The sequence below is a fragment of the Hydrogenophaga sp. RWCD_12 genome (assembly GCF_046604225.1).
Classification (GTDB): Bacteria; Pseudomonadota; Gammaproteobacteria; order Burkholderiales; family Burkholderiaceae_C; genus Hydrogenophaga.
In genome coordinates, this window is sequence record NZ_JBKIXC010000006.1 from 72,584 (window position 1) to 91,701 (window position 19,118).

Annotated in this window: 15 protein-coding genes; 13 read left to right on the forward strand and 2 right to left on the reverse strand. The window is 65.4% G+C overall.

Going from position 1 to position 19,118, the window contains the following annotated elements:
• Positions 1 to 12: 12 nt before the first annotated feature.
• Genes ACLIJ1_RS21540 through ACLIJ1_RS21555 form a run of 4 tightly spaced genes read left to right on the forward strand, consistent with a single transcriptional unit; the run spans position 13 to position 7,814 of the window.
• Positions 13 to 4,272 carry a YhdP family protein gene (locus ACLIJ1_RS21540; RefSeq protein ID WP_411367617.1) on the forward strand — a complete coding sequence of 1,420 codons (4,260 nt, stop codon included), beginning with the start codon at positions 13 to 15 and terminating at the stop codon, positions 4,270 to 4,272.
• Between the two features lie 46 nt (positions 4,273 to 4,318).
• A complete protein-coding gene (locus ACLIJ1_RS21545) occupies positions 4,319 to 5,125 on the forward strand; it encodes a carbon-nitrogen hydrolase family protein (RefSeq protein ID WP_411367618.1) in 807 nt (268 codons plus the stop codon).
• 4 nt (positions 5,126 to 5,129) lie between these two features.
• Positions 5,130 to 7,133: a two-component system sensor histidine kinase NtrB gene (locus ACLIJ1_RS21550; protein WP_411367619.1), complete on the forward strand. Its 2,004-nt coding sequence runs from the start codon at positions 5,130 to 5,132 to the stop codon at positions 7,131 to 7,133.
• A 42-nt stretch (positions 7,134 to 7,175) separates the two neighbouring features.
• Positions 7,176 to 7,814 carry a response regulator transcription factor gene (locus tag ACLIJ1_RS21555; protein WP_411367620.1) on the forward strand — a complete coding sequence of 213 codons (639 nt, stop codon included), beginning with the start codon at positions 7,176 to 7,178 and terminating at the stop codon, positions 7,812 to 7,814.
• A gap of 3 nt (positions 7,815 to 7,817) precedes the next feature.
• Here ACLIJ1_RS21555 and ACLIJ1_RS21560 read toward each other — a convergent pair whose 3' ends face one another.
• Positions 7,818 to 7,958 (reverse strand): hypothetical protein, encoded by a 141-nt coding sequence (locus tag ACLIJ1_RS21560; protein WP_411367621.1) that lies wholly within the window; start codon positions 7,956 to 7,958, stop codon positions 7,818 to 7,820.
• Between ACLIJ1_RS21560 and ACLIJ1_RS21565 the strand changes: the two genes are divergently transcribed.
• Entirely contained in the window at positions 7,891 to 9,093 is a 1,203-nt protein-coding gene (locus ACLIJ1_RS21565) for a murein transglycosylase A (protein WP_411367622.1), read from the forward strand. The genes ACLIJ1_RS21560 and ACLIJ1_RS21565 overlap by 68 nt on opposite strands.
• A gap of 25 nt (positions 9,094 to 9,118) precedes the next feature.
• On the opposite strand, the gene ACLIJ1_RS21570 is transcribed toward ACLIJ1_RS21565, so the two are convergent.
• A complete protein-coding gene (locus tag ACLIJ1_RS21570; protein WP_411367623.1) occupies positions 9,119 to 9,667 on the reverse strand; it encodes a hypothetical protein in 549 nt (182 codons plus the stop codon).
• Between the two features lie 403 nt (positions 9,668 to 10,070).
• Between ACLIJ1_RS21570 and ACLIJ1_RS21575 the strand changes: the two genes are divergently transcribed.
• The 8 genes from ACLIJ1_RS21575 to ACLIJ1_RS21610 all read left to right on the forward strand — a co-directional run bounded on the left by ACLIJ1_RS21575 (position 10,071) and on the right by ACLIJ1_RS21610 (position 19,101).
• The gene (locus tag ACLIJ1_RS21575; protein WP_411367624.1) at positions 10,071 to 11,171 is read left to right on the forward strand and encodes an MraY family glycosyltransferase; all 1,101 of its coding nucleotides are present in this window, start codon (positions 10,071 to 10,073) and stop codon (positions 11,169 to 11,171) included.
• A 109-nt stretch (positions 11,172 to 11,280) separates the two neighbouring features.
• On the forward strand, positions 11,281 to 12,555 hold the full coding sequence (gene tviB / locus ACLIJ1_RS21580; RefSeq protein WP_411367625.1) for a Vi polysaccharide biosynthesis UDP-N-acetylglucosamine C-6 dehydrogenase TviB: 1,275 nt from the start codon (positions 11,281 to 11,283) through the stop codon (positions 12,553 to 12,555).
• Positions 12,552 to 13,589 carry an NAD-dependent epimerase/dehydratase family protein gene (locus ACLIJ1_RS21585; protein ID WP_411367626.1) on the forward strand — a complete coding sequence of 346 codons (1,038 nt, stop codon included), beginning with the start codon at positions 12,552 to 12,554 and terminating at the stop codon, positions 13,587 to 13,589. The genes tviB and ACLIJ1_RS21585 overlap by 4 nt, the downstream gene beginning before the upstream one ends.
• A gap of 14 nt (positions 13,590 to 13,603) precedes the next feature.
• The gene (locus tag ACLIJ1_RS21590; protein WP_411367627.1) at positions 13,604 to 14,965 is read left to right on the forward strand and encodes an oligosaccharide flippase family protein; all 1,362 of its coding nucleotides are present in this window, start codon (positions 13,604 to 13,606) and stop codon (positions 14,963 to 14,965) included.
• Between the two features lie 61 nt (positions 14,966 to 15,026).
• Positions 15,027 to 16,097, forward strand: a complete 1,071-nt coding sequence (locus ACLIJ1_RS21595) for an acyltransferase family protein (protein ID WP_411367628.1) — start codon at positions 15,027 to 15,029, stop codon at positions 16,095 to 16,097.
• A gap of 76 nt (positions 16,098 to 16,173) precedes the next feature.
• The gene (locus ACLIJ1_RS21600; RefSeq protein WP_411367629.1) at positions 16,174 to 17,079 is read left to right on the forward strand and encodes a hypothetical protein; all 906 of its coding nucleotides are present in this window, start codon (positions 16,174 to 16,176) and stop codon (positions 17,077 to 17,079) included.
• Positions 17,069 to 17,953: a hypothetical protein gene (locus tag ACLIJ1_RS21605; protein ID WP_411367630.1), complete on the forward strand. Its 885-nt coding sequence runs from the start codon at positions 17,069 to 17,071 to the stop codon at positions 17,951 to 17,953. Before ACLIJ1_RS21600 ends, ACLIJ1_RS21605 begins: the two co-directional genes overlap by 11 nt.
• Positions 17,950 to 19,101 carry a glycosyltransferase family 4 protein gene (locus ACLIJ1_RS21610; RefSeq protein ID WP_411367631.1) on the forward strand — a complete coding sequence of 384 codons (1,152 nt, stop codon included), beginning with the start codon at positions 17,950 to 17,952 and terminating at the stop codon, positions 19,099 to 19,101. Before ACLIJ1_RS21605 ends, ACLIJ1_RS21610 begins: the two co-directional genes overlap by 4 nt.
• Positions 19,102 to 19,118 lie beyond the last annotated feature (17 nt).

Below are 19,118 nucleotides of genomic sequence, written 5' to 3' on the forward strand. Positions count from 1 at the left end.
TTTGCGTTGGATATGAATCAAAGCCCGGCCCCCGTCGCCCCTGCCTCGCGAACACAAAGGACCTTTTCGGCGATCACGCGGCTGCTGCTGTGGGTGGTGCTCGCGGTCTGGACGGTGTTCGCCCTGACCCTGGGTGCCTTGCATCTCTGGATTGTGCCGCGAATCGGAGAGTGGCGCCCCGACCTGGAACGCTGGGCCACGGCGGCCGTGGGGGTACCGGTCAAGGTTGGCGCCATCCGTGCCGAATCTGTGGGTGAGTCGGGCGCGCAGGCCGGATACCTTTTGCGCCTGGTGCCCGCGCTGGAACTCGACGACGTGCGCCTGTTCGACACGGTCGGGCGCGAGGCGCTGCGTTTGCCGCGGGTGCGCGCCGCGATCTCGGTCACCTCGCTGTGGCGCCTGGGCTTCGAGCAGTTGATGATCGATTCGCCGGTGCTCGACATCCGGCGCACCGCCAAGGGCCACATCGAAATCGCCGGCCTGGACTTCTCCGGCCCGAAGGAAGACGACGGCCGCGCGGCCGACTGGTTCTTCTCGCAGACCGAGTTTGTGATCCAGAACGGCACCGTGCGCTGGAGCGACGACCTGCGCAACCGGCCGCCGCTGTCACTCTCGGCGCTGAACCTGGTGGTGCGCAACAGTGTGCGCAGCCACCTGATGCGGCTGGACGCCAGCCCGCCGGCGGACTGGGGGCAGCCGTTCAGCCTGATGGCCAACCTGCGCGAGCCGCTGCTCGATCTCGACCTCGGCCCGGCGCCCCAGGACCGCGCACCCTGGCACAACTGGAGTGGCGAGCTGTACGCCGACTTCCCCGGTGTCGATGTGTCGCGCCTGAAGACCTATGTCGATCTGTCCGAATGGAACATCGAGGTGCGCACCGGCCAGGGCAAGCTTCGCGCCTGGGGCGACATGGATCGGGGCCAGCTGGTCGGTGTCACCGCCGACCTGGGGCTCAAGTCGGTCGCGACCCGCCTGGGCGCGCAGCTGCCAGAACTGGCGCTGGACAGTGTCGACGGCCGCCTGGCCGCCAGCTGGAACACCCAGGGCTTCGCGCTCTCGGCCGACAACCTGAGTTTTCGCACCAAGGACGCGCTGGACTGGCGCAGCGGCAAGCTGCGCCTGAAGCACGACAACGGCCAGACGAGCCGCACCCAGTCGACCACGCTGGATGCCGACCGCGTCGATCTGGCGGCGCTGGCGGCGCTGGCCGAGCGCGTGCCGCTGCCCGAAGCCAGTCGCAGCCTGCTCGCCAGCCTGAATCCGTCCGGCCGTCTGGAAGGGCTGTCCGCGCGCTGGCAGGGCCCCGCGACCATACCGGCGACGCCGGCCGGCAATGCCACTGCGCCAGCACCGGCTGCTCCTGCTCCTGCCGCCACCATCACCGCCTACCAGGCCAAAGGCCGCGCTGTTGGCGTCTCGCTGGCGGGCCAGCCCAGCGGGCAGATGTCCGCCTTGGGCCCCTACCCGATCCCGGGCCGGCCCGGCGTGACCGGCGCCAATGCCGACTTTGAATTGACGCAGGACGGCGGCTCCGCGCGCGTGACCATCACCAAGGGCTCGGTCGAACTGCCGGGCATGTTCGAAGTGCCGGTGATTCCGCTGGACAGCCTGCAGGCCGATGCCCGCTGGGAGCTCAAGGGCGAGCGCATCGAGGCCTGGGTCGAGAACGTGCGGCTGGCCAATGCCGATGCCACTGGCACTGCGCGCATCCGCTGGGCCACGGCCGACCCCGCCCGCAGCAAGGCGAAGTCGAAATTCCCCGGCGTGCTTGACCTGGACGCGACCCTCACCCGCGCCGACGCGAAGCAGGTGCACCGCTACATGCCGCTGTCGGTCAGTGCCGACGTGCGCCGCTATGTGCGCGAGGCGGTGCGCGGCGGCAGCTCGGACAAGGTCGAGTTCCGGGTCCGCGGCGACCTCTGGGACCTGCCGTTCACCGAAGCGGGCACCGAGGGTGAGTTCCGCATCTCCGCTGGCCTCAAGGGGCTGGACTACGGCTTCCTGCCGGCGTATCTGCAGGCCGCTGGCGAGCCGGTCTGGCCAGCGCTCAAGGCCATGGACGGGCTGCTCGTGCTGGACAAGGGCTCCCTGAAACTGACCGGCCTGGCCGGTGGCGTCGAGGGCCAGCCCAGGGTGCGCCTGTCCGAGGGTGAGGTGAGCGTGCCGAACCTGATCGTCAACCCCAAGCTCGAGGTCTCGGCCAAGGCGCAGGGGCCGGCCAGCGAGGTGCTGGGCTTCGTGCAGGCCTCGCCGGTCAACGGCCTGCTCGGCAACGCGCTGGCCAAGACCACCGGAACCGGACAGGCCGGCGTGCAGTTCAAGCTGCAGCTCCCGCTGCAGAAGACCGAAGACTTCACCATGCAGGGCAGCGTGGCGCTGTCCGGCAACGATCTGCGCATCACCCCCGATTCGCCCCTGCTCGAACGCAGCAGCGGCAGCATCGCCTTCACCGAACGCAGCTTCAAGCTGCAGGATGCGCGTGCCCGGGTCTACGGCGGCGAGATCGCCCTGGACGGCGGCATGGTGCCGGCCGACACGCGTGGCCCTTCGCGCGTCGAGTTCCGCGGCCAGGGCACGGCCACCGCCGAGGGTTTGCGCGATGGCGGCCTGGGTTTTGCCTCGCGGCTGTTCGCCCGCGCCAGCGGCAGCACCGGCTACACCGCGCGGCTGGGCTTTCGCGGCGGCGTGCCCGAGATCAATGTGGCGACCAACCTGCAGGGCATGGCGGTCAACCTGCCGGCGCCGCTGGAAAAACGCGCCGACGAAAGCTTGCTGCTGCGCTACGACAACGTCGTCACATCGGTCGGCCCTGGCGCTGGTGGCGAGGTGGCGCGCACCGACCGGCTGTCGGTCGAGGTCGGCCCGCCGGCACAGCCGGTGCTGACGGTGCTGTACGAGCGCGACGTCACCGAGCCGGAGGCGCGTGTGCTGCGGGGCAGCCTGGGCACCGGCCTGCAACCCGGCGAGTCGTCGCCCATCCCGCCGCAGGGCGTGCTGGCCAACCTGCGCTTCGGCCGGGTCGATGTCGGTGCCTGGGAAAGCGTGTTCAACAGCGTCAGCGGCGTCGATGTGCGCAGTGCCGCTACCTCCGCCACGCCGCCACCCGCCTCGGCCAACCAGAGCCTATCCTACCTGCCGACCATCCTGGCCGCGCGCGCCGGCCAGGTGCTGGTCGACGGACGCACCTTCAACAACGTGGTGCTCGGCGGTTCGCGCGATGGCACGCACTGGCGCACCAACGTCGAGGCCGACGAGCTCAACGGCTATGTCGAGTACCGCCAGCCCACGGCGACCAGCGCCGGCAGCATCTATGCGCGGCTGGCCGAGTTGAACCTGGCGCCCAGCGCGGCGGCCGACGTCGAGCAGTTGCTGGAGCAGCCCAGCAGCGTGCCGGCGCTGGACATCACGGTCGAGAACTTCGTGCTCGCCGGCCGCCAGCTGGGCATGGTCGACATCCAGGCGGTCAACCGCGGCACCGGCCGCAACCGCGAGTGGCGGCTGAACAAGCTCAATGTGCGCGTGCCCGAAGCGCGCCTGATCGGCAGCGGCAACTGGGCCGCGTCCGACAGCGACGGCGGGCCGCGACGCTCGCACCTGGATTTCCGCCTCGACGTCGACGACTCCGGCAAGCTGCTGGCGCGCTTTGGCAAACCCGGCGTGGTGCGCGGCGGCAAAGGCACGATCGAGGGCAACATCGCCTGGCGCGGCTCGCCGCTGGCGCTGGACTACCCCAGCCTGTCGGGCGAGATGAACGCCAACTTCGAGACCGGCCAGTTCCTCAAGGTCGAACCCGGTGCGGCCAAGCTGCTGGGCGTGCTGAGCCTGCAGGCGCTGCCGCGGCGCCTGACGCTGGACTTCCGCGATGTGTTCTCCGAGGGCTTCGCCTTCGACTTTGTGCGCGGCGACGTGCAGATCCAGCAGGGCGTGGCAACCACCAACAACCTGCAGATGAAGGGCGTCAACGCGGCGGTGCTGATGGAAGGCACGGCCGACATCGTGCGCGAGCAGCAAGACATCCGCGCCGTGGTCGTGCCCGAGATCAACGCTGGCACCGCCTCGCTGATCGCCACCGCGATCAACCCCGCGATCGGCCTGGGCACCTTCCTGGCGCAGTTCCTGTTGCGCCAGCCGCTGCAGTCGGCCACGACGCAGGAGTTCCACATCAGCGGCAGCTGGGCCGACCCCAAGGTCGAGAAAGTGGAGCAGCCCAAACCCGCCAAAGAGCCCGCCAAACCCGAGGCGCCTGCCACGCCGGCCCCGGCGGTGAAGTAAGCTGGTGTCACTGCGCCGCCCGCGAGTGGCGCGCCAAGGAGAAATGATGAAAGTCGCCGCCATCCAGATGGTCTCGGGCATCAGCCTGGACGCCAACCTCAGCGCCGCGCGCGCCCTGCTGGACCAGGCCGCCCGCAGCGGCGCCGAGCTGGCGGTGCTGCCCGAATACTTCTGCTTCATGGGCCAGCAGGACGCCGACAAGCTGCTGCTGGCCGAGCAGCCCGGCCTGGGCACGGTGCAGGACTTCCTCTCCGACGCCTCGCGCGAACTCAAGCTGTGGATCGTCGGCGGGACCATGCCCATGGCCACCGACGACCCGGCGCACGCCGCCAACGCCTCGCTGGTCTATGACCACAAGGGCCACTGCGTCAGCCGCTACGACAAGATCCACCTGTTTCGCTACGACAACGGCCGCGAGGCCTACGACGAAGCCAATGTGCTCAGGCCGGGCGACACGCCGACCGTGTTCGACTTCCCGTCCAAAGGTGGCGAGCACTGGCGCGTGGGCATGAGCGTCTGCTACGACCTTCGCTTCGGCGAGCTCTACCGCATGCTGGCGGCCGACCTGCTGCTGGTGCCCGCCGCGTTCACCCACACCACCGGCCAGTCGCACTGGGAAGTGCTGCTGCGCGCCCGTGCGATCGAGAACCAGGCCTATGTGATTGCCAGCGCGCAGGGCGGCGTGCACGAGAACGGCCGCCGCACCTGGGGCCGCAGCATGGTGATCGACCCCTGGGGCCAGGTGATGGCGATGCAGGCCGAGGGTCCCGGTGTGGTGCTGGCCGACATCGATCTGAACTACCTGCGCAGCGTGCGCGAACAGCTGCCCTCGCTGCAACACCGGCGGCTGTGAGCCGATGAAGAGACCTCCCAGACGCTGGCTGCTCTGGGGCGCCTTGCTGCTGCTGGTGCTCGCCCTGCTGGGCGTGCTGGTGTTCCTGGCGGCCAAGTACGAAGAGGTGCGTGACCAGGAAGCGCTCGAGCGCGACGCTGTCACGCTGGCCAGCGACATCCGCGGCGGCCTGGTGCGCAATGTGCAGACACTGCAGTCGCTGCACAGCGTGGCGCCCACCACCGGCTCCTGGCAGGACCCGGCCGCCGATCTGCTGGCCCAGCACCGCGAGCTGGTGCGGCTGGAGTGGCGCGACGGTGGGCTGAAGATCCTGGCCGCGCGCGACTCCGCGTATGTGTCCGAGCTCTACGCCCAGCTGCCGCGCAGCCAGGCATTGCCCGACGTGCGGCAGGCCTGCGAGAACGCGCACCGGGTGTCCGGGCCGTCGTATTCCCCGAGCTACTTCTGGCCGATGAGCAACGGCATGGGCATGGAGCTGATGGAGATGTGCCTGCCGGTCGTGCGCACCGGTGCGCCCGAGGGCTATCTGGTCGCGACCTACGCCCTGCCCGGCCTGCTGGCCGAGCTGACCAACAAGGACCTGGTGCGCGGCCGCGGCCTGGCCTTCACCGAGGTCGACGGCACGCGGCTGGCGCTGCACAGCAGCGTGGCCGGCAGCCCCCGCATCCAGATGGCGACCACGCTGCTGGACCTGCCCGGCCACACGCTGATGCTGCGGCTGGAGAGTCCGCGCCGTGTCGCCGGGCTGTTTCCCAACGTGCTGACCGCCGTGGTCGGCGCGCTCTCGCTGGCGCTGCTGGCGGTGCTGGCGCTGCTGGGGCGCGACATGCGGCGGCGCCAGCGCGCCGAGACTGAGGTGGCTGATGCGCTGGCGTTCCGCAAGGCGATGGAGAACTCGCTGGTGACCGGCCTGCGCGCGCGCGACATGCAGGGCCTGGTCACCTACGTCAACCCGGCGTTCTGCCAGATGGTGGGTTTTGCGGCCGAGGAGCTGATCGGCACCGGCCAGCCCGCGCCCTGGTGGCCGCCCGAACTGGTCGACGAGTACCAGCAGCGACAGGCCGTGCGGCTGGCCGGCCAGATCCTGCCGCGCGAAGGCTACGAATCGGTGTTCCAGCGCAAGGACGGCACGCGTTTCCCGGTGCTTATCATCGAGGCGCCGCTGATCGACGCGCAGGGCACGCAGACCGGCTTCATGAGCGCCATCATCGACCAGAGCGAGCAGCGCCGCGTCGAAGAACTCAACCGAACCTCGCAGGAGCGGCTCCAGGCCACGGCACGGCTGGCGACGGTGGGCGAGATGGCCTCACTGCTGAGCCACGAGCTGAACCAGCCGCTGGCCGCGATCGCCAGCTACGCCACCGGCAGCCTCAACCTGCTCAGGGACGGTTCGGGCCTGGACACGCCGGAGCTGCTGCGCCAGGCGATGCAGCGGGTGGCCGAGCAGGCCGACCGCGCCGGGCGCGTGATCAAGAGCGTGGCCGATTTCGTGCGCCGGCGCGAGCAGGTGCGCGAGAACGTGGCGCCGACCCACCTGCTCGACGCCGTCATGCCGCTCGTTTCACTGCAGGCCAAGAAGCTGGACATTCGCGTTCAGACCCGCGTCGCACCCGGTTGCCCCGACGTGTTGTGTGACCGGACCATGGTCGAACAGGTGCTGCTCAACCTCGCGCGCAACGGCATGCAGGCCATGCCCGAGGGCGACCCGCCGCTGGCCTCGGGCCTGCGCGTGATTTCGCTGGTCATCGCGCCCCGGCGCGCGCCGCAGCAGGACGGTGAGCCGCCGCGCAAGACCTGGGTCGAGTTCGCGGTGACCGACCACGGCCGCGGCCTGAGCGACGACGTGCGCGACAAGCTGTTCACCCCCTTCTTCACCACCAAGGCCGAGGGCATGGGGCTGGGCCTGTCGCTGTGCCGCACGGTGATCGAGCAGCACGGCGGCGCGCTGACCTTCGAACCGGCGCAGCCGCGCGGCACGGTGTTCCGCTTCACGTTGCCAGGGGTTTAACCCCCAGGCCCCGCCGCTGCGCCGCTCGGTATCATCCCGCCCATGACCCTGCATCCAGACGCCAAGGTGTTCATCGTCGACGACGACGCCGGTGTGCGCGACGCGCTGGCCTGGCTGCTGCGCACGCGGCGCCACCTCAGCGAAGGCTACGACAGCGCCGATGCCTTTCTCGACGAGATCGCGCGCTGGAACGCCGAGCCCGACGTGCCCTGCTGCCTGCTGCTGGATGTGCGCATGCCCGGCACCAGCGGCCTGGCCATGTTCGAACAGCTGCTGACCCTGCCCTGGCAGTCGGTGATGCCGGTGATCTTTCTCTCGGGCCATGCCGACGTCCCCACCGCGGTCGATGCTGTCAAGCGCGGCGCCTTCGACTTCTGCGAGAAGCCGTTTTCCGACAACGCCCTGGTTGACCGCGTGGAGCAGGCACTGGCCCTGTCGGCACAGGTGCAGGCCGAGCGCCGTGCGCAGAAAAGCGTGCAGCAGCGGCTGGACAGCCTGACCGACCGCGAGCGCGACGTGATGCACCTGGTGATCGAGGGCCTGCCCAACAAGCTGGTGGCCGACCGGCTGGCGATCAGCGTGCGCACGGTGGAAGTCCACCGCGCCCGGGTGTTCGACAAGATGGGCGTGAAGTCGGCCGTCGAGCTGGCCAACGCGCTGCGTCAGGTGGCCGGCCGTTGAGGCTCAGCGACTGTCTTTGTCCGGCGGTTCCTGCCGGTGCTCCTCGGGCAACTCGCCCTTCTTGCGACCCGAGAACATGGTCCACCACACGATGAAGATCAGCAACACCAGCGCGGCGAGCGCTTCAAGCATCAGCAGGAGCATGGGCGTGGCGTGGAACGGTTGGGGGAGGTGGACGGCGGCGCTGATTGTAGGCAGCCTGGCCGCGTGCACGACCGTGGAAGTGCCGCAGACGCCTCCCGGGCCGGTGGCCGACAACGACCCGCTGCCGCCCGCGATCCAGCGCGCCACTGCCCGCTGGGTGCCGGTGCGCTGGAGCGAAGTGCCTGGCTGGGGGACCGACCAGCTGCATGAGGTGTGGAGCGCCTGGGTGCGGGGCTGCGAGAAGCCCGCCGCCGGCCAGGCCGCGCTCTGCGCCGAGCTGCGACCGCTCACCATGGCCGATGCCGGCGAACAGCGTGCCTGGATCGAGCGGCGCTTTCGGCCCTACCGCGTGACCGACACCGAAGGCCGTCCGCCGCCCGGGCTGCTGACCGGCTACTACGAACCCGTGCTCAACGCCTCGCGCCTGCCGACCGCGACACAGCGTGTGCCGCTGTACGGCGTGCCGCCAGGCCTGCGGGCCGGCCAGCCCTGGTACAGCCGGCAGGACATCGACACCCTGCCCGCCGCGCAGACCGCGCTCAAGGACAGGGCGATCGCCTGGCTGGCCGACCCGATCGACGCACTGGTGCTGCAGATCCAGGGATCGGGCCGCATCAATCTGCGCGAGGCCGACGGCAGCATCAAGACCGTGCGCCTGACCTTCGCCGGCCACAACGGCCACCCGTACCAGAGCGTGGGCAAATGGCTGCTCGACCAGGGCGACAGCCGCGGATCGGGCTGGGAAGGCATCCGCGCCTGGGCGGCACAGAACCCCAAGCGGCTCAACGAGATGCTCTGGAGCAACCCGCGCACGGTGTTCTTCAAGGAGGTGCCGCTGAACGCACTGGACGCGAAGTTCGGTCCATCAGGGGCACAGGGGGTGGCGCTGACGCCGGGTCGTTCGATCGCGGTCGACCCGCAGAGCGTGCCCTACGGCACGCCGGTCTGGATCGCGACGCAGGGGCCGGCCCTGAACCAGCAGAAGCTGGTGATGGCGCAGGACACCGGTGGGGCGATCACGGGCGCGGTGCGCGCCGACCTGTTCACCGGCTGGGGCAGCTGGAGCGAGCCGGCCTACCAGCTGGCTTCGCGGCTGAAGCAGCCGCTGCAGATGTGGGTGCTCTGGCCGCGCTGAAAGCAGGCGGCGGCCAGGCGAAGGGTCAGCCCTTGCCGTCCCGGTATTCGCAGACCAGGTCGGGCTTCGCTCGGCGCTGTTCCTGGCAGATGGCGGCGAAGGTTTCGCGGTTGCGCTTGTCCTCGTCGCCGTTGTAGACCGTGACCCCGGCGACCACGCCGATCAGCGGGCACAGCGCGGCGGCGGCGCCACCGGTGGCAATCGCGGCGATCACGCACAGGTTGTTGGCCGTGGCGCCCCAGCCGAAGGCGCCGTAGGCGCTCCACATGGCCGGCTGTTCCGTGGCGGGGGCTTCCTTGATCTGTTTGTAAGCAATTGCTTTCACCCCGAGGGTCAGGATGCCCAGCGGGTTGGCTTCGGCCGCGCCCAGTGCGAGTCCGAGGCCGGTCGAGCCAACGTCGGCCACCTGGCCGGCGACGGCGTTGTCTCTCAGGGCCGAACCCTCCTCTTCGGCCCGGGCCTGGCCAGTCGCTGCGCAAGCGGCGGCGATCAGTAGAAGCTGGGCAAGGTGGCGGCGAACGCCGACCGGCTGGACAGAGGCGGAAGCAGTCCGCGATGCGCTGAAGTTGAACATGGCAGCAGTCCTTGAAGGGTTGGACTTCAGGCCTTCGCGGTGATGCGAAACCTGCAGGTGAACTCTTCATCGGACTGCCCGCCGGATTACTTGAGGCTGGACTTCTGCGCGCGCAATGAGCGGTTTTCAGGTGCCGCTAGCACCTTTTTCCGCTGCACCTTCGGGAGCGCCTGGGAGAGCGGGGCCGTGGTGCATGGCGACACTGTTTGTGCGAAATGTTGCATTTAGGCCCGATAACGAACGCTTACAATGCAGGAAAACATCAAGTCGTTGGGTCTTTGTAGTTACATCTCAAAGGCATCTGGGAGTAGGTCCACCCTTCTCGGGCGTTTTCGCGCGGGTGGGTTCTAAATACCATTGTGTTCAGTTCATGAACGTCCTAGTGCCTCTCAGAAGCCTCAGTTTGTTTGCGCAAGTGCTCTCGGTCACGCTGTTCGTGGCCCTCGCCATCTGCCTGCTGGTCGTCACCACCAACCGTCTCCATGGCCGGTTCAGCATGGACCATCCCGGGACGGTGCAGAAATTCCACATTCGCCCGACCCCCCGCATTGGTGGCATCGGCATCTACTTCGCCATGGTGGTGGCTTGGTATGTGCTCAAGCCCTCGGAGGCGCGCATCATTCTGGGCGCCACCGTGCTGGCCGGCCTGCCTGCCTTCCTGTTCGGCATTGCCGAAGACCTGACCAAGAACATCAGCGTCCGCACCCGGCTGTTTGCCACCATGGGCAGCGGCGCGCTGGCCTGCATCCTGAGTGGTCACTCGCTGAACCATCTGGACGTGCCCCTGATTGACGAAGTGCTCAAGTTCACGCCGGTGGCCGTGCTGTTCACAGCCTTCGCGGTGGGCGGCGTGGCCAACGCCATCAACATCGTCGACGGATTTCATGGTCTGGCCAGTGGTATCGGCATCCTGTGCTTCATCGGACTGGGGCTCCTGGCCCTGATCGGCGGCGATACCGCGGTGGCTGCGGTGGCCTTCATCGGCGCCACGGCGCTGATCGGTTTCTGGCTGGTCAACTACCCTTGGGGCAAGCTCTTCCTGGGCGATGGCGGGGCCTATTTCACCGGCTTCGTGCTGGCCTGGCTGTCTGTGCTGATCCCGGCGCGCAATCCGGCCATCTCGCCCTGGGCCTGCCTGCTGGTGTGCGGCTATCCGATCATCGAAGTGCTCTACAGCATCGTGCGCCGGCTGGTCAACCGCATGTCGCCCGGCGATCCGGACAGCAAGCACCTGCACAGCCTGCTGGCCACCCGCCTGATCAAGCGCCACTTCGTCAGCCTCTCGCACAACTTCCAGAACGCCGCGGTGGCCCCGTTCATCTGGGTCTTCGTCAGCGGTCTGGTGATGGTCGCGATCGTGTTTCGCGGTTCGTCTTCCCAGCTCATGCTCCTGTTCGTGGTGGCGGTTGGGGTCTATCACCTCATCTACCGTGCGCTGCACAGCATCGAAGACCGGACGCACGCCGCGAGCAGGTTCGGCACTTCGGTGCTCGAGTCCGACTGAGACACCGCGGGGCCCGGTGATCCGGGAGCGAGGCGGGCCGGATGCACTGGCCGCACCGCGCTAGGATGTGCCCCCCTCCCGCCTCCGAAGTTTCCTCTCCCTCACCACCATGGATCTGCAAAACATCAAGCTCGGCGTGATCGGGCTGGGCTACGTCGGCCTGCCCCTGGCCGTCGAATTCGGCAAGCACCGCAGCGTGCTGGGCTTCGACATCAACCAGCGCCGCATCGACGAACTGCGCAGCGGGCGTGACCACACCCTCGAAGTCAGCACTGAAGAGCTGGCTGAAGCCGCCCAGCTTGGCTTCTCTGCCCAGCCGGCCGACCTGGCTGCCTGCAACGTCTTCATCGTCACGGTGCCGACGCCGATCGACGAGCACAAGCAGCCCGACATGACCCCGCTGGTCAAGGCCAGCGAGACCATCGGCAAGGTGCTCAAGCAGGGCGACATCGTCATCTACGAATCCACCGTCTACCCCGGTGCGACCGAAGAGGTCTGCGTGCCCGTGCTGGAGAAGTTCAGCGGCCTGAAATTCAACACCGACTTCTACGCCGGCTACAGCCCCGAGCGCATCAACCCGGGCGACAAGGAACACCGCGTCACCACCATCAAGAAGGTCACCAGCGGCTCCACCCCCGAGGTCGCCGAGGTGGTCAACCAGCTCTACGCCAGCATCATCACCGCGGGCACGCACAAGGCCTCCAGCATCCGCGTGGCCGAAGCCGCCAAGGTGATCGAGAACACCCAGCGCGACGTCAACATCGCCCTGATCAACGAACTGGCGCTGATCTTCAACCGCATGGGCATCGACACCGAAGCCGTGCTGCAGGCCGCCGGCACCAAGTGGAACTTCCTGCCGTTCCGGCCCGGCCTGGTCGGTGGCCACTGCATCGGCGTCGACCCGTACTACCTGACCCACAAGGCGCAGGCCATCGGCTACCACCCCGAAATCATCCTTGCCGGCCGACGCCTGAACGACAGCATGGGCGCCTACGTCGTGACCCAGCTCGTCAAGCGCATGACGCAGCGGCGCATGCAGGTGCAGGGCGCCCGCGTGCTGGTCATGGGCCTGACCTTCAAGGAAAACTGCCCCGACCTGCGCAACACCCGCGTCGTCGACATCCTCAAGGAACTCAAGGAATACGACGTCTCGGCCGACGTGTACGACCCCTGGGTGGACACCGCCGAAGCGCAGCACGAATACGGCATCACGCCGGTCCGGTCGCCCGAGGCGGGCGCCTACGATGCAGTCATCCTGGCCGTGGCCCACCGCGAGTTCCGCGAGATGGGTGCCCAGGCCATCCGGAACCTCGGCAAGAAAGAGCACCTGCTCTACGACCTGAAGTACCTCTTCCCAGCCAGCGAATCGGATCTGCGACTGTGAACGCACCCCAGGCCTACGAACTCCTCCAGCAGCAACTGCGCAAGACGCCCAGGACCTGGCTCGTCACCGGCGTGGCCGGCTTCATCGGCAGCAACCTGCTTGAAACCCTGCTCAAGCTCGACCAGCATGTGGTCGGCCTGGACAACTTCGCCACCGGCTTCCAGCACAACCTCGACGAGGTGCGCGGTCTGGTCAGCCCGCTGCAGTGGGCGCGGTTTGACTTCATCGAAGGCGACATCCGCAACCCGGCCGACTGCCAGAAAGCCTGCGACGGCGTCGACCACGTGCTGCACCAGGCCGCGCTGGGCAGCGTCCCCCGCAGCCTCGAGGACCCGGTCACCACCAACAGCGCCAACGTCACCGGCTTCCTGAACATGCTGGTCGCGGCGCGCGACGCCAAGGTCAAGAGCTTCACCTACGCAGCCAGCAGCAGCACCTATGGCGACCACCCTGGCCTGCCCAAAGTGGAAGACCACATCGGCAAGCCGCTCAGCCCCTACGCCGTCACCAAATACGTCAACGAGCTCTACGCCGACGTGTTCGCCCGCTGCTACGGCTTCGACACCATCGGCCTGCGCTACTTCAACGTCTTCGGCCCGCGCCAGAACCCCAACGGCGCCTATGCCGCCGTGATCCCCAAGTGGGCCGGCTCCCTGCTGCAGGGCGAGACCGTGTTCATCAACGGCGATGGTGAAACCAGCCGCGACTTCTGCTTCGTGCGCAACGCCATCCAGGCCAACCTGCTCGCCGCCACGACCACCAACCCCGAAGCACGCAACCAGGTCTTCAACGTCGCCGTCGGCGACCGCACCACGCTCAACGACCTGTTCCGGCTGATCCGCGATTCGCTTGTGCCTCATGGCGTGGCGGCTTCCACCGAGCCCACCTACCGTGACTTCCGCGCCGGCGATGTCCGACACAGCTTGGCCGACGTGAGCAAGGCAAACGGCCTGCTGGGCTATGTGCCCACGCACCGGCTGGCGCAGGGGGTGGCGGAAGCGATGCCCTGGTATGTGGCTCAGGAAAAGCACTAGACCGTGATCACGAGATGCCCGCAATGATCAGGCGGCTGCGTGACTTCCTCGCCAAACCGGGACTCGGTCCCAAGCTTGTCAAAGCCGTTGTTGGTAGCGCGGGACTGCGCCTGGCGGGGATGTTCTTTGGCTTCCTCGTAGGGGTGCAACTGGCTCGGGGGCTTGGTGTTGAGGGCTACGGTATCTACGGCCTGGCAATGTCCATCATTGCGCTTATGTCGGTTGTGACCGAGTTTGGCCTGCCTCAACTGTTGACCCGTGAAGTGGCTGCAGCGCAAGTCAAAGGTGATTGGGGGAAGGTCCGTGGAGTCCTTCAGTGGTCGGCTCGAACCGTGCTTCTGTTTTCCGCACTGACATTCGTTGGTTGTGTCGTGTGGCTGCTAGCCACTGGAAAGCGCCTTTCTGACCCGTTGTCCGTCACCTTGATGGCGGGCCTGCCTTTGGTGGCTCTGGTTTCACAAGGCAAGTTGCGCTGCGCTGCGCTGCGTGGATTGCAGCAAATTGTCAAAAGTCAGGTACCCGAGACACTGCTGCGGCCTGCGAGCTTTTCAATTCTTTTGTTTGCCGCAGTGCTGGTGACCCCTCTGTTCCCCGCCATGGCGATGGGGCTGGGCGTGGTCGCCGCAGGGATTTCGCTGCTGTTTTCGGCAAGCATGCTGCGCAAGTCGTCTCCGGCCGAGATGCGCAACGCCCCAGTAGTCCTTGATGTCAAGCAATGGAGATCTAGCGCTCTGCCGATGGCACTGACCGAAGGCATGCGTGTCTTTCAGGCCCATCTCGCAGTGCTCATGCTGGGAGCCCTCTCAACCGTATCCATGGTTGGCCTCTTTCGGGTTGCCAGTTCCATGGCGGTCCTGATCGCGTTCCCGCTGTCGCTGTTCACGGTTGTAAGTGCGTCCGTGATCGCGCGGCTGCACGCTCAGGAAGACCATGAGCGTCTGCAGAAGTTGTTGAGCTGGCTTTCATTGGGAATGACCGCGTCAACGTTTGGGCTAAGCCTCCCGTTCCTGTTGGCAGGAAGGCCGCTCCTGGGCATGACCTTTGGTCAAGATTTCGCGTCTTCCAATTCGATCCTTCTGGTGCTTTGCCTGAGCAATGTGTTGAGCGGATTCTTTGGAACAAATGCAGTGTTGCTCAACATGACCGGGCATCATGTTCGGGTCATGCGGGCCTCTTGGGTGTCTTTGGCAGTCATTGTTGTTGCCTGCCCGATTCTTGTGATGTGGATGGGTGGCATTGGCGCTGCACTGGCTTCAACGATTGCAACGCTGGTATGGAACATCATCATGTGGCGCGACGCGTTGGAGTTGCTTAATCTGGATGCCTCTTTCATCCCGCTGCTGAAGCGCTCGATGGGGAAACGGAATGGCGAGTGAACAGGTGCTCACCCTGCAAGGACGGTGCGTCGTTGCCAGATCAATCTAATGTCGACCCTCAATGACATCACAGAATCCAATAACCCACGCCAATGAATCTCTGAAGGGTTCGGCCTTGTCGGTTGATCATACGCACTACGCTGCTTTGGATGGCTTGCGTGGTGTAGCGGCATTGTTGGTTGTTGTTTTCCATGCCGGGCCTTTCTTCGGGAAAATTGTCCCGGGGGGTTACTTGGCAGTGGATATGTTCTTCGTCTTGAGTGGGTTCGTGATTGAGCACGCGTATGGGCAACGACTGCGCGACAACCTTGGGGTGTGGGGATTTACAAAGCTTCGCCTGATTCGGTTCTACCCGCTTTATCTTGCCGGACTCCTCGCGGGAGTCGCTCTTGAGCTTCTGCTGCACTTCATGCATGCGAAGAACTCAATATCACTTGATGTGATTGCGATTCAGTTTTCGTTTGCTGCATTGTTCGTCCCTGCGGTCTTCGAGGCGGATGCTTTTCCCTTGAATATCCCTGCCTGGTCGTTGTTCTTTGAGTTGTTGGTGAACGTTCTTTATGCACTATTCGCGCCAAGATTGAAAACCGCGGCTCTCGTCTTGGTCGCTGCTGTTTCCTTGTTGATCTTTGGGTTGTATATAGCACTGGGCTCAGGGCAGATGCCTGGCCCGCAAGTTCACGACATGCCCATGGCGTTCCTTCGAACGGTGTTTTCATTTACCGTTGGAGTGCTGGTGTATCGATATCGTCGGCCGTTCTCAATCGATCCGGGGGTTTTTTTGCTGGCAATATGCTTCTTGTTCCTGTTGCCTCTTCCGCAGGAGTATCGAAAGGCATTTGATCTGATTTGTATTGCAATCGTTTTGCCTGCTATTGTTTGGGTGGCAGCGGGTGGAGAGCCTCGAATCTTCAAGAGTGGATTTGCGGTGCTGGGGGCGATTTCATATGGAATCTATGCGATTCATTACCCTTTGATCTGGTTGGTCAGAGGGTTCGCGGATCGACTTAAACTTCCGATGGCTCCCGTTGGTGTTGGGATGTTGCTGGCTCTTGTTGTTGTTTGTTATTGGCTTGATAAATACTATGATCAACCGGTCCGCGGATGGCTTAAGAGGAAGTTGACGTCGTGACTTGTAGAGTATCTAAGTTTGCCAACAGCAAGGAGATGTGCTCAATGTGGACTCAGTGTTTCGATCGTCGAGTGTCATGAATAAGTCGCCAATTCATGTGGAAATCCTCGATCTGCGGGATCGGTCCGTATTCGATGATGTGCACGCGTTGCAAGTCAAGGCATTTGGGAGTTTTGACGCTACCCTTTTGAAAAGCATCATGTTGGATGGGCGGCCCGAAACAGTCCTGTTTGGCGTCTATTCCCCAGAAGATGGCTCTCTGGTCGGCGTCAATGGCTTTGTGGCCCACTCGGTGCATCGCGACGGTGTGACTGGCATTGCGTACCAGTCCTGCATCAGTGCGACCAATCCTGATTTCAAGGGTAAAGGTACCTTTTCCGCCATCATCAATCATGCCAAGGCGGCACTTGCGGAAGCGGGTGGTGCCTTCATTTTTGGATATCCGAACTCCAAGTCAGGACCAATTTTCACCGGCAAGCTGGGATTTACCCTGGCAGAGGTTGGTTTGGTGTATGTGGCTGGAGTTGGTGATTGGCCGGTTCCAGGTTATGGAATCAATACCGACGTGTTGGCCAAGGAAGCTGAGCTGAGGAAATGCGTTCAGTTTGATGCCAGGGAGACGGCCCTTTGGAAGTCTCAGTTTGCAGCAAAACCCAAGGTGGTCGAGTTGGACATGTTCACCAACTATGCCTTTGGGCGCGTGGTTGAGCGGCGTGTGGGTCCGCTAAAGATTCGCATGCTGAGCGTGGGCGGCTACGAAATCAACAAGCCGGAGATCTTTCCGAAGCTGCTCCTTCGCCTGAGAGAGAAGGCTGGTGCCAATGTGGTGCGGGTAGTGACGCCAGGTCATACCCCTCTGTTTCTGGCGGCGCACAAGCACCGCCTGACCGACACTTCCGAACCCTTGATCGTGTTCCCTCTGAACTGGCAGGTTTCAGCCTCCGATGTGGATGCTTGCACGGGGCTCAAAGATGTCTTTTAAGACTCTGGCGCAGACGGCCTTCGACGCTCTTGGCGCGGGCTTTCTCAAGCGGGGAATCGGGCAAGTTGACGGCGGAATTCGTGTCGCGCCTGTGCTGCATGTTGAGAGTCTTGACGATGACAGGCACTTCAATCAGGTGGTCGACTACGCCGAGCATTTCAAAGAAGTGACGGGAGCCAAGGTCCTTGCGACAGTCATGACTCCTTTGTCTCCCTTGGTTCAGCGGCGTCTTGAAGCCAATCGGTTCAGCCCTGCGGAGTACCTGCGGCGAATCCAGCGCCTCGCGCAAGCTTCGGAGATCGGGCTGCATGGGCATTTCGTCCGTCGGTTCGATGGGTCGTCGGTCTGGCCCATGCATGCAGCCTTTTTTGATCGAGACGCCATCGAGGAACAGCTTCGCCTGGAAACCCGCTGGCTCGAACAGCATGGGCTCTTCTCCAGCGACGTAAGGATCTATAGCGGAGGCTGGTGGTTCAGCAACCACCAGATCAGGTCGCAGCTCAAGGAGTTGGGCTATGCCATTGACTTCACTCTCTCGTCGAACCCATTCAATGTCACGCCATTTGCCAGCCGATTCAAGCGCGAGCTGCGACACGGCCTGGCATTGCGCACCGAGGATGGATTGGTTTCATTCAATGCACTCTGTTCTGTCGCCCAGAAACGCCGACCAAAAGCGACGGTGAACCGGTTGGCGTTGGCCTCGCGAGGCAAGACATCCCCGGTGTTCACGCTCTATTCCCACGACTACGACCTGAACCTGACGGAGGCCAAGGCCTGCACCCAGTTGCTCGCCGATGCGGGTGTGAAGTTTGTGGGGAGCCAGGCACTTGCCGTCATGGCGACTCGGGCCGCGGAGTGCTCGCCCGCCCCATGAAGGTCCTCCACATCATCGAATCGCTGGGCGTCGGCGGCGCGGAAACGCTGCTGGTGAACCTGCTGCCCGAGCTGCAGCGCCAGGGCGACGAGGTCACGCTGGCGGTGATGCGCGGGCCGTTCGATCTGCGCGGGGCGCTGGAGTCGCAGGGTGTGCGGGTCGTGGTGCTGGGTGCCCGCCACCGCTGGAACCTGCTCGGTGCTTCCCGCGAGCTGGCCGCGCTGGTCCGCTCGGGCGAACATGCGGTGGTGCATGCCCATCTTTACTTTCCGGCCGTGGCCGCTGCGCTCAGCCGTCGTCTGGGCCTGAGCCGCGCAGCGCACGTCGTGAGCTTTCACAACCTGGCCTATGCCCGGGGGGTCAACAAGGCGGGTGCCGGCCTGCGCTGGCGCAAGCGGCTGGCGGCCTCGCTGTATCCGCGCGGGTTCGACGCCAAGCTGGCGGTCAGTGCCGCCGTCGCCAGCCATTACCAGCAGGAGCTGGGGCTGCGCGGCGTCGAGGTGTTGCACAACCCGATCCCGAAGACGCTGTCGGACCGCGTGCGGCCTGCGCTGGACGTGCCAGCGCGCGTGCAGGGCGTGTTCTCGGTGCTGGTGCCGGGTCGCCTGGTGCACGAGAAGGGCCATGCCGATTTCCTGCAGGCGCTGTCTCAGCTCAGGGCCGAAGGCCGTGCGCTGTCGGTCACCTTCGCAGGCCATGGCCCTCTGCGGGATGCGCTGTCGCAGGCGATCCGCGACGCAGGGCTCGGTGACGCGGTGACCATCACCGGCGTGATGCCGCATGAGCGCCTGCTCGATGCGATGGAGGCCGCCGATCTGGTGGTGGTGCCGTCGCGCTTTGAGGGTTTCGGTCTGACCGCTCTGGAAGCGATGGCGCTGGGCCGCCCGGTGGTCGCGACCACCGCCGGTGGCCTTCCCGAAGTGATCGACCACGGCGTGAGCGGCTGGCTGGTGCCGCCGCAAGACCCGACCGCGCTGGCGCAGGCGATCGGCCGGCTGATGGACGATGCGCCGCTGCGCCAGCGGCTGGGCGACGCCGGGCGCGTCCGTGCCCAGGAACGTTTTTCACTGCCCGCGCTGACGGCCCAGCTGCGCGAGATCTACCGCCGTGTCGTCCAGGCCAATGCCCACGGCGCCCGCAATCCATGAACTCACCCGAGACCCCG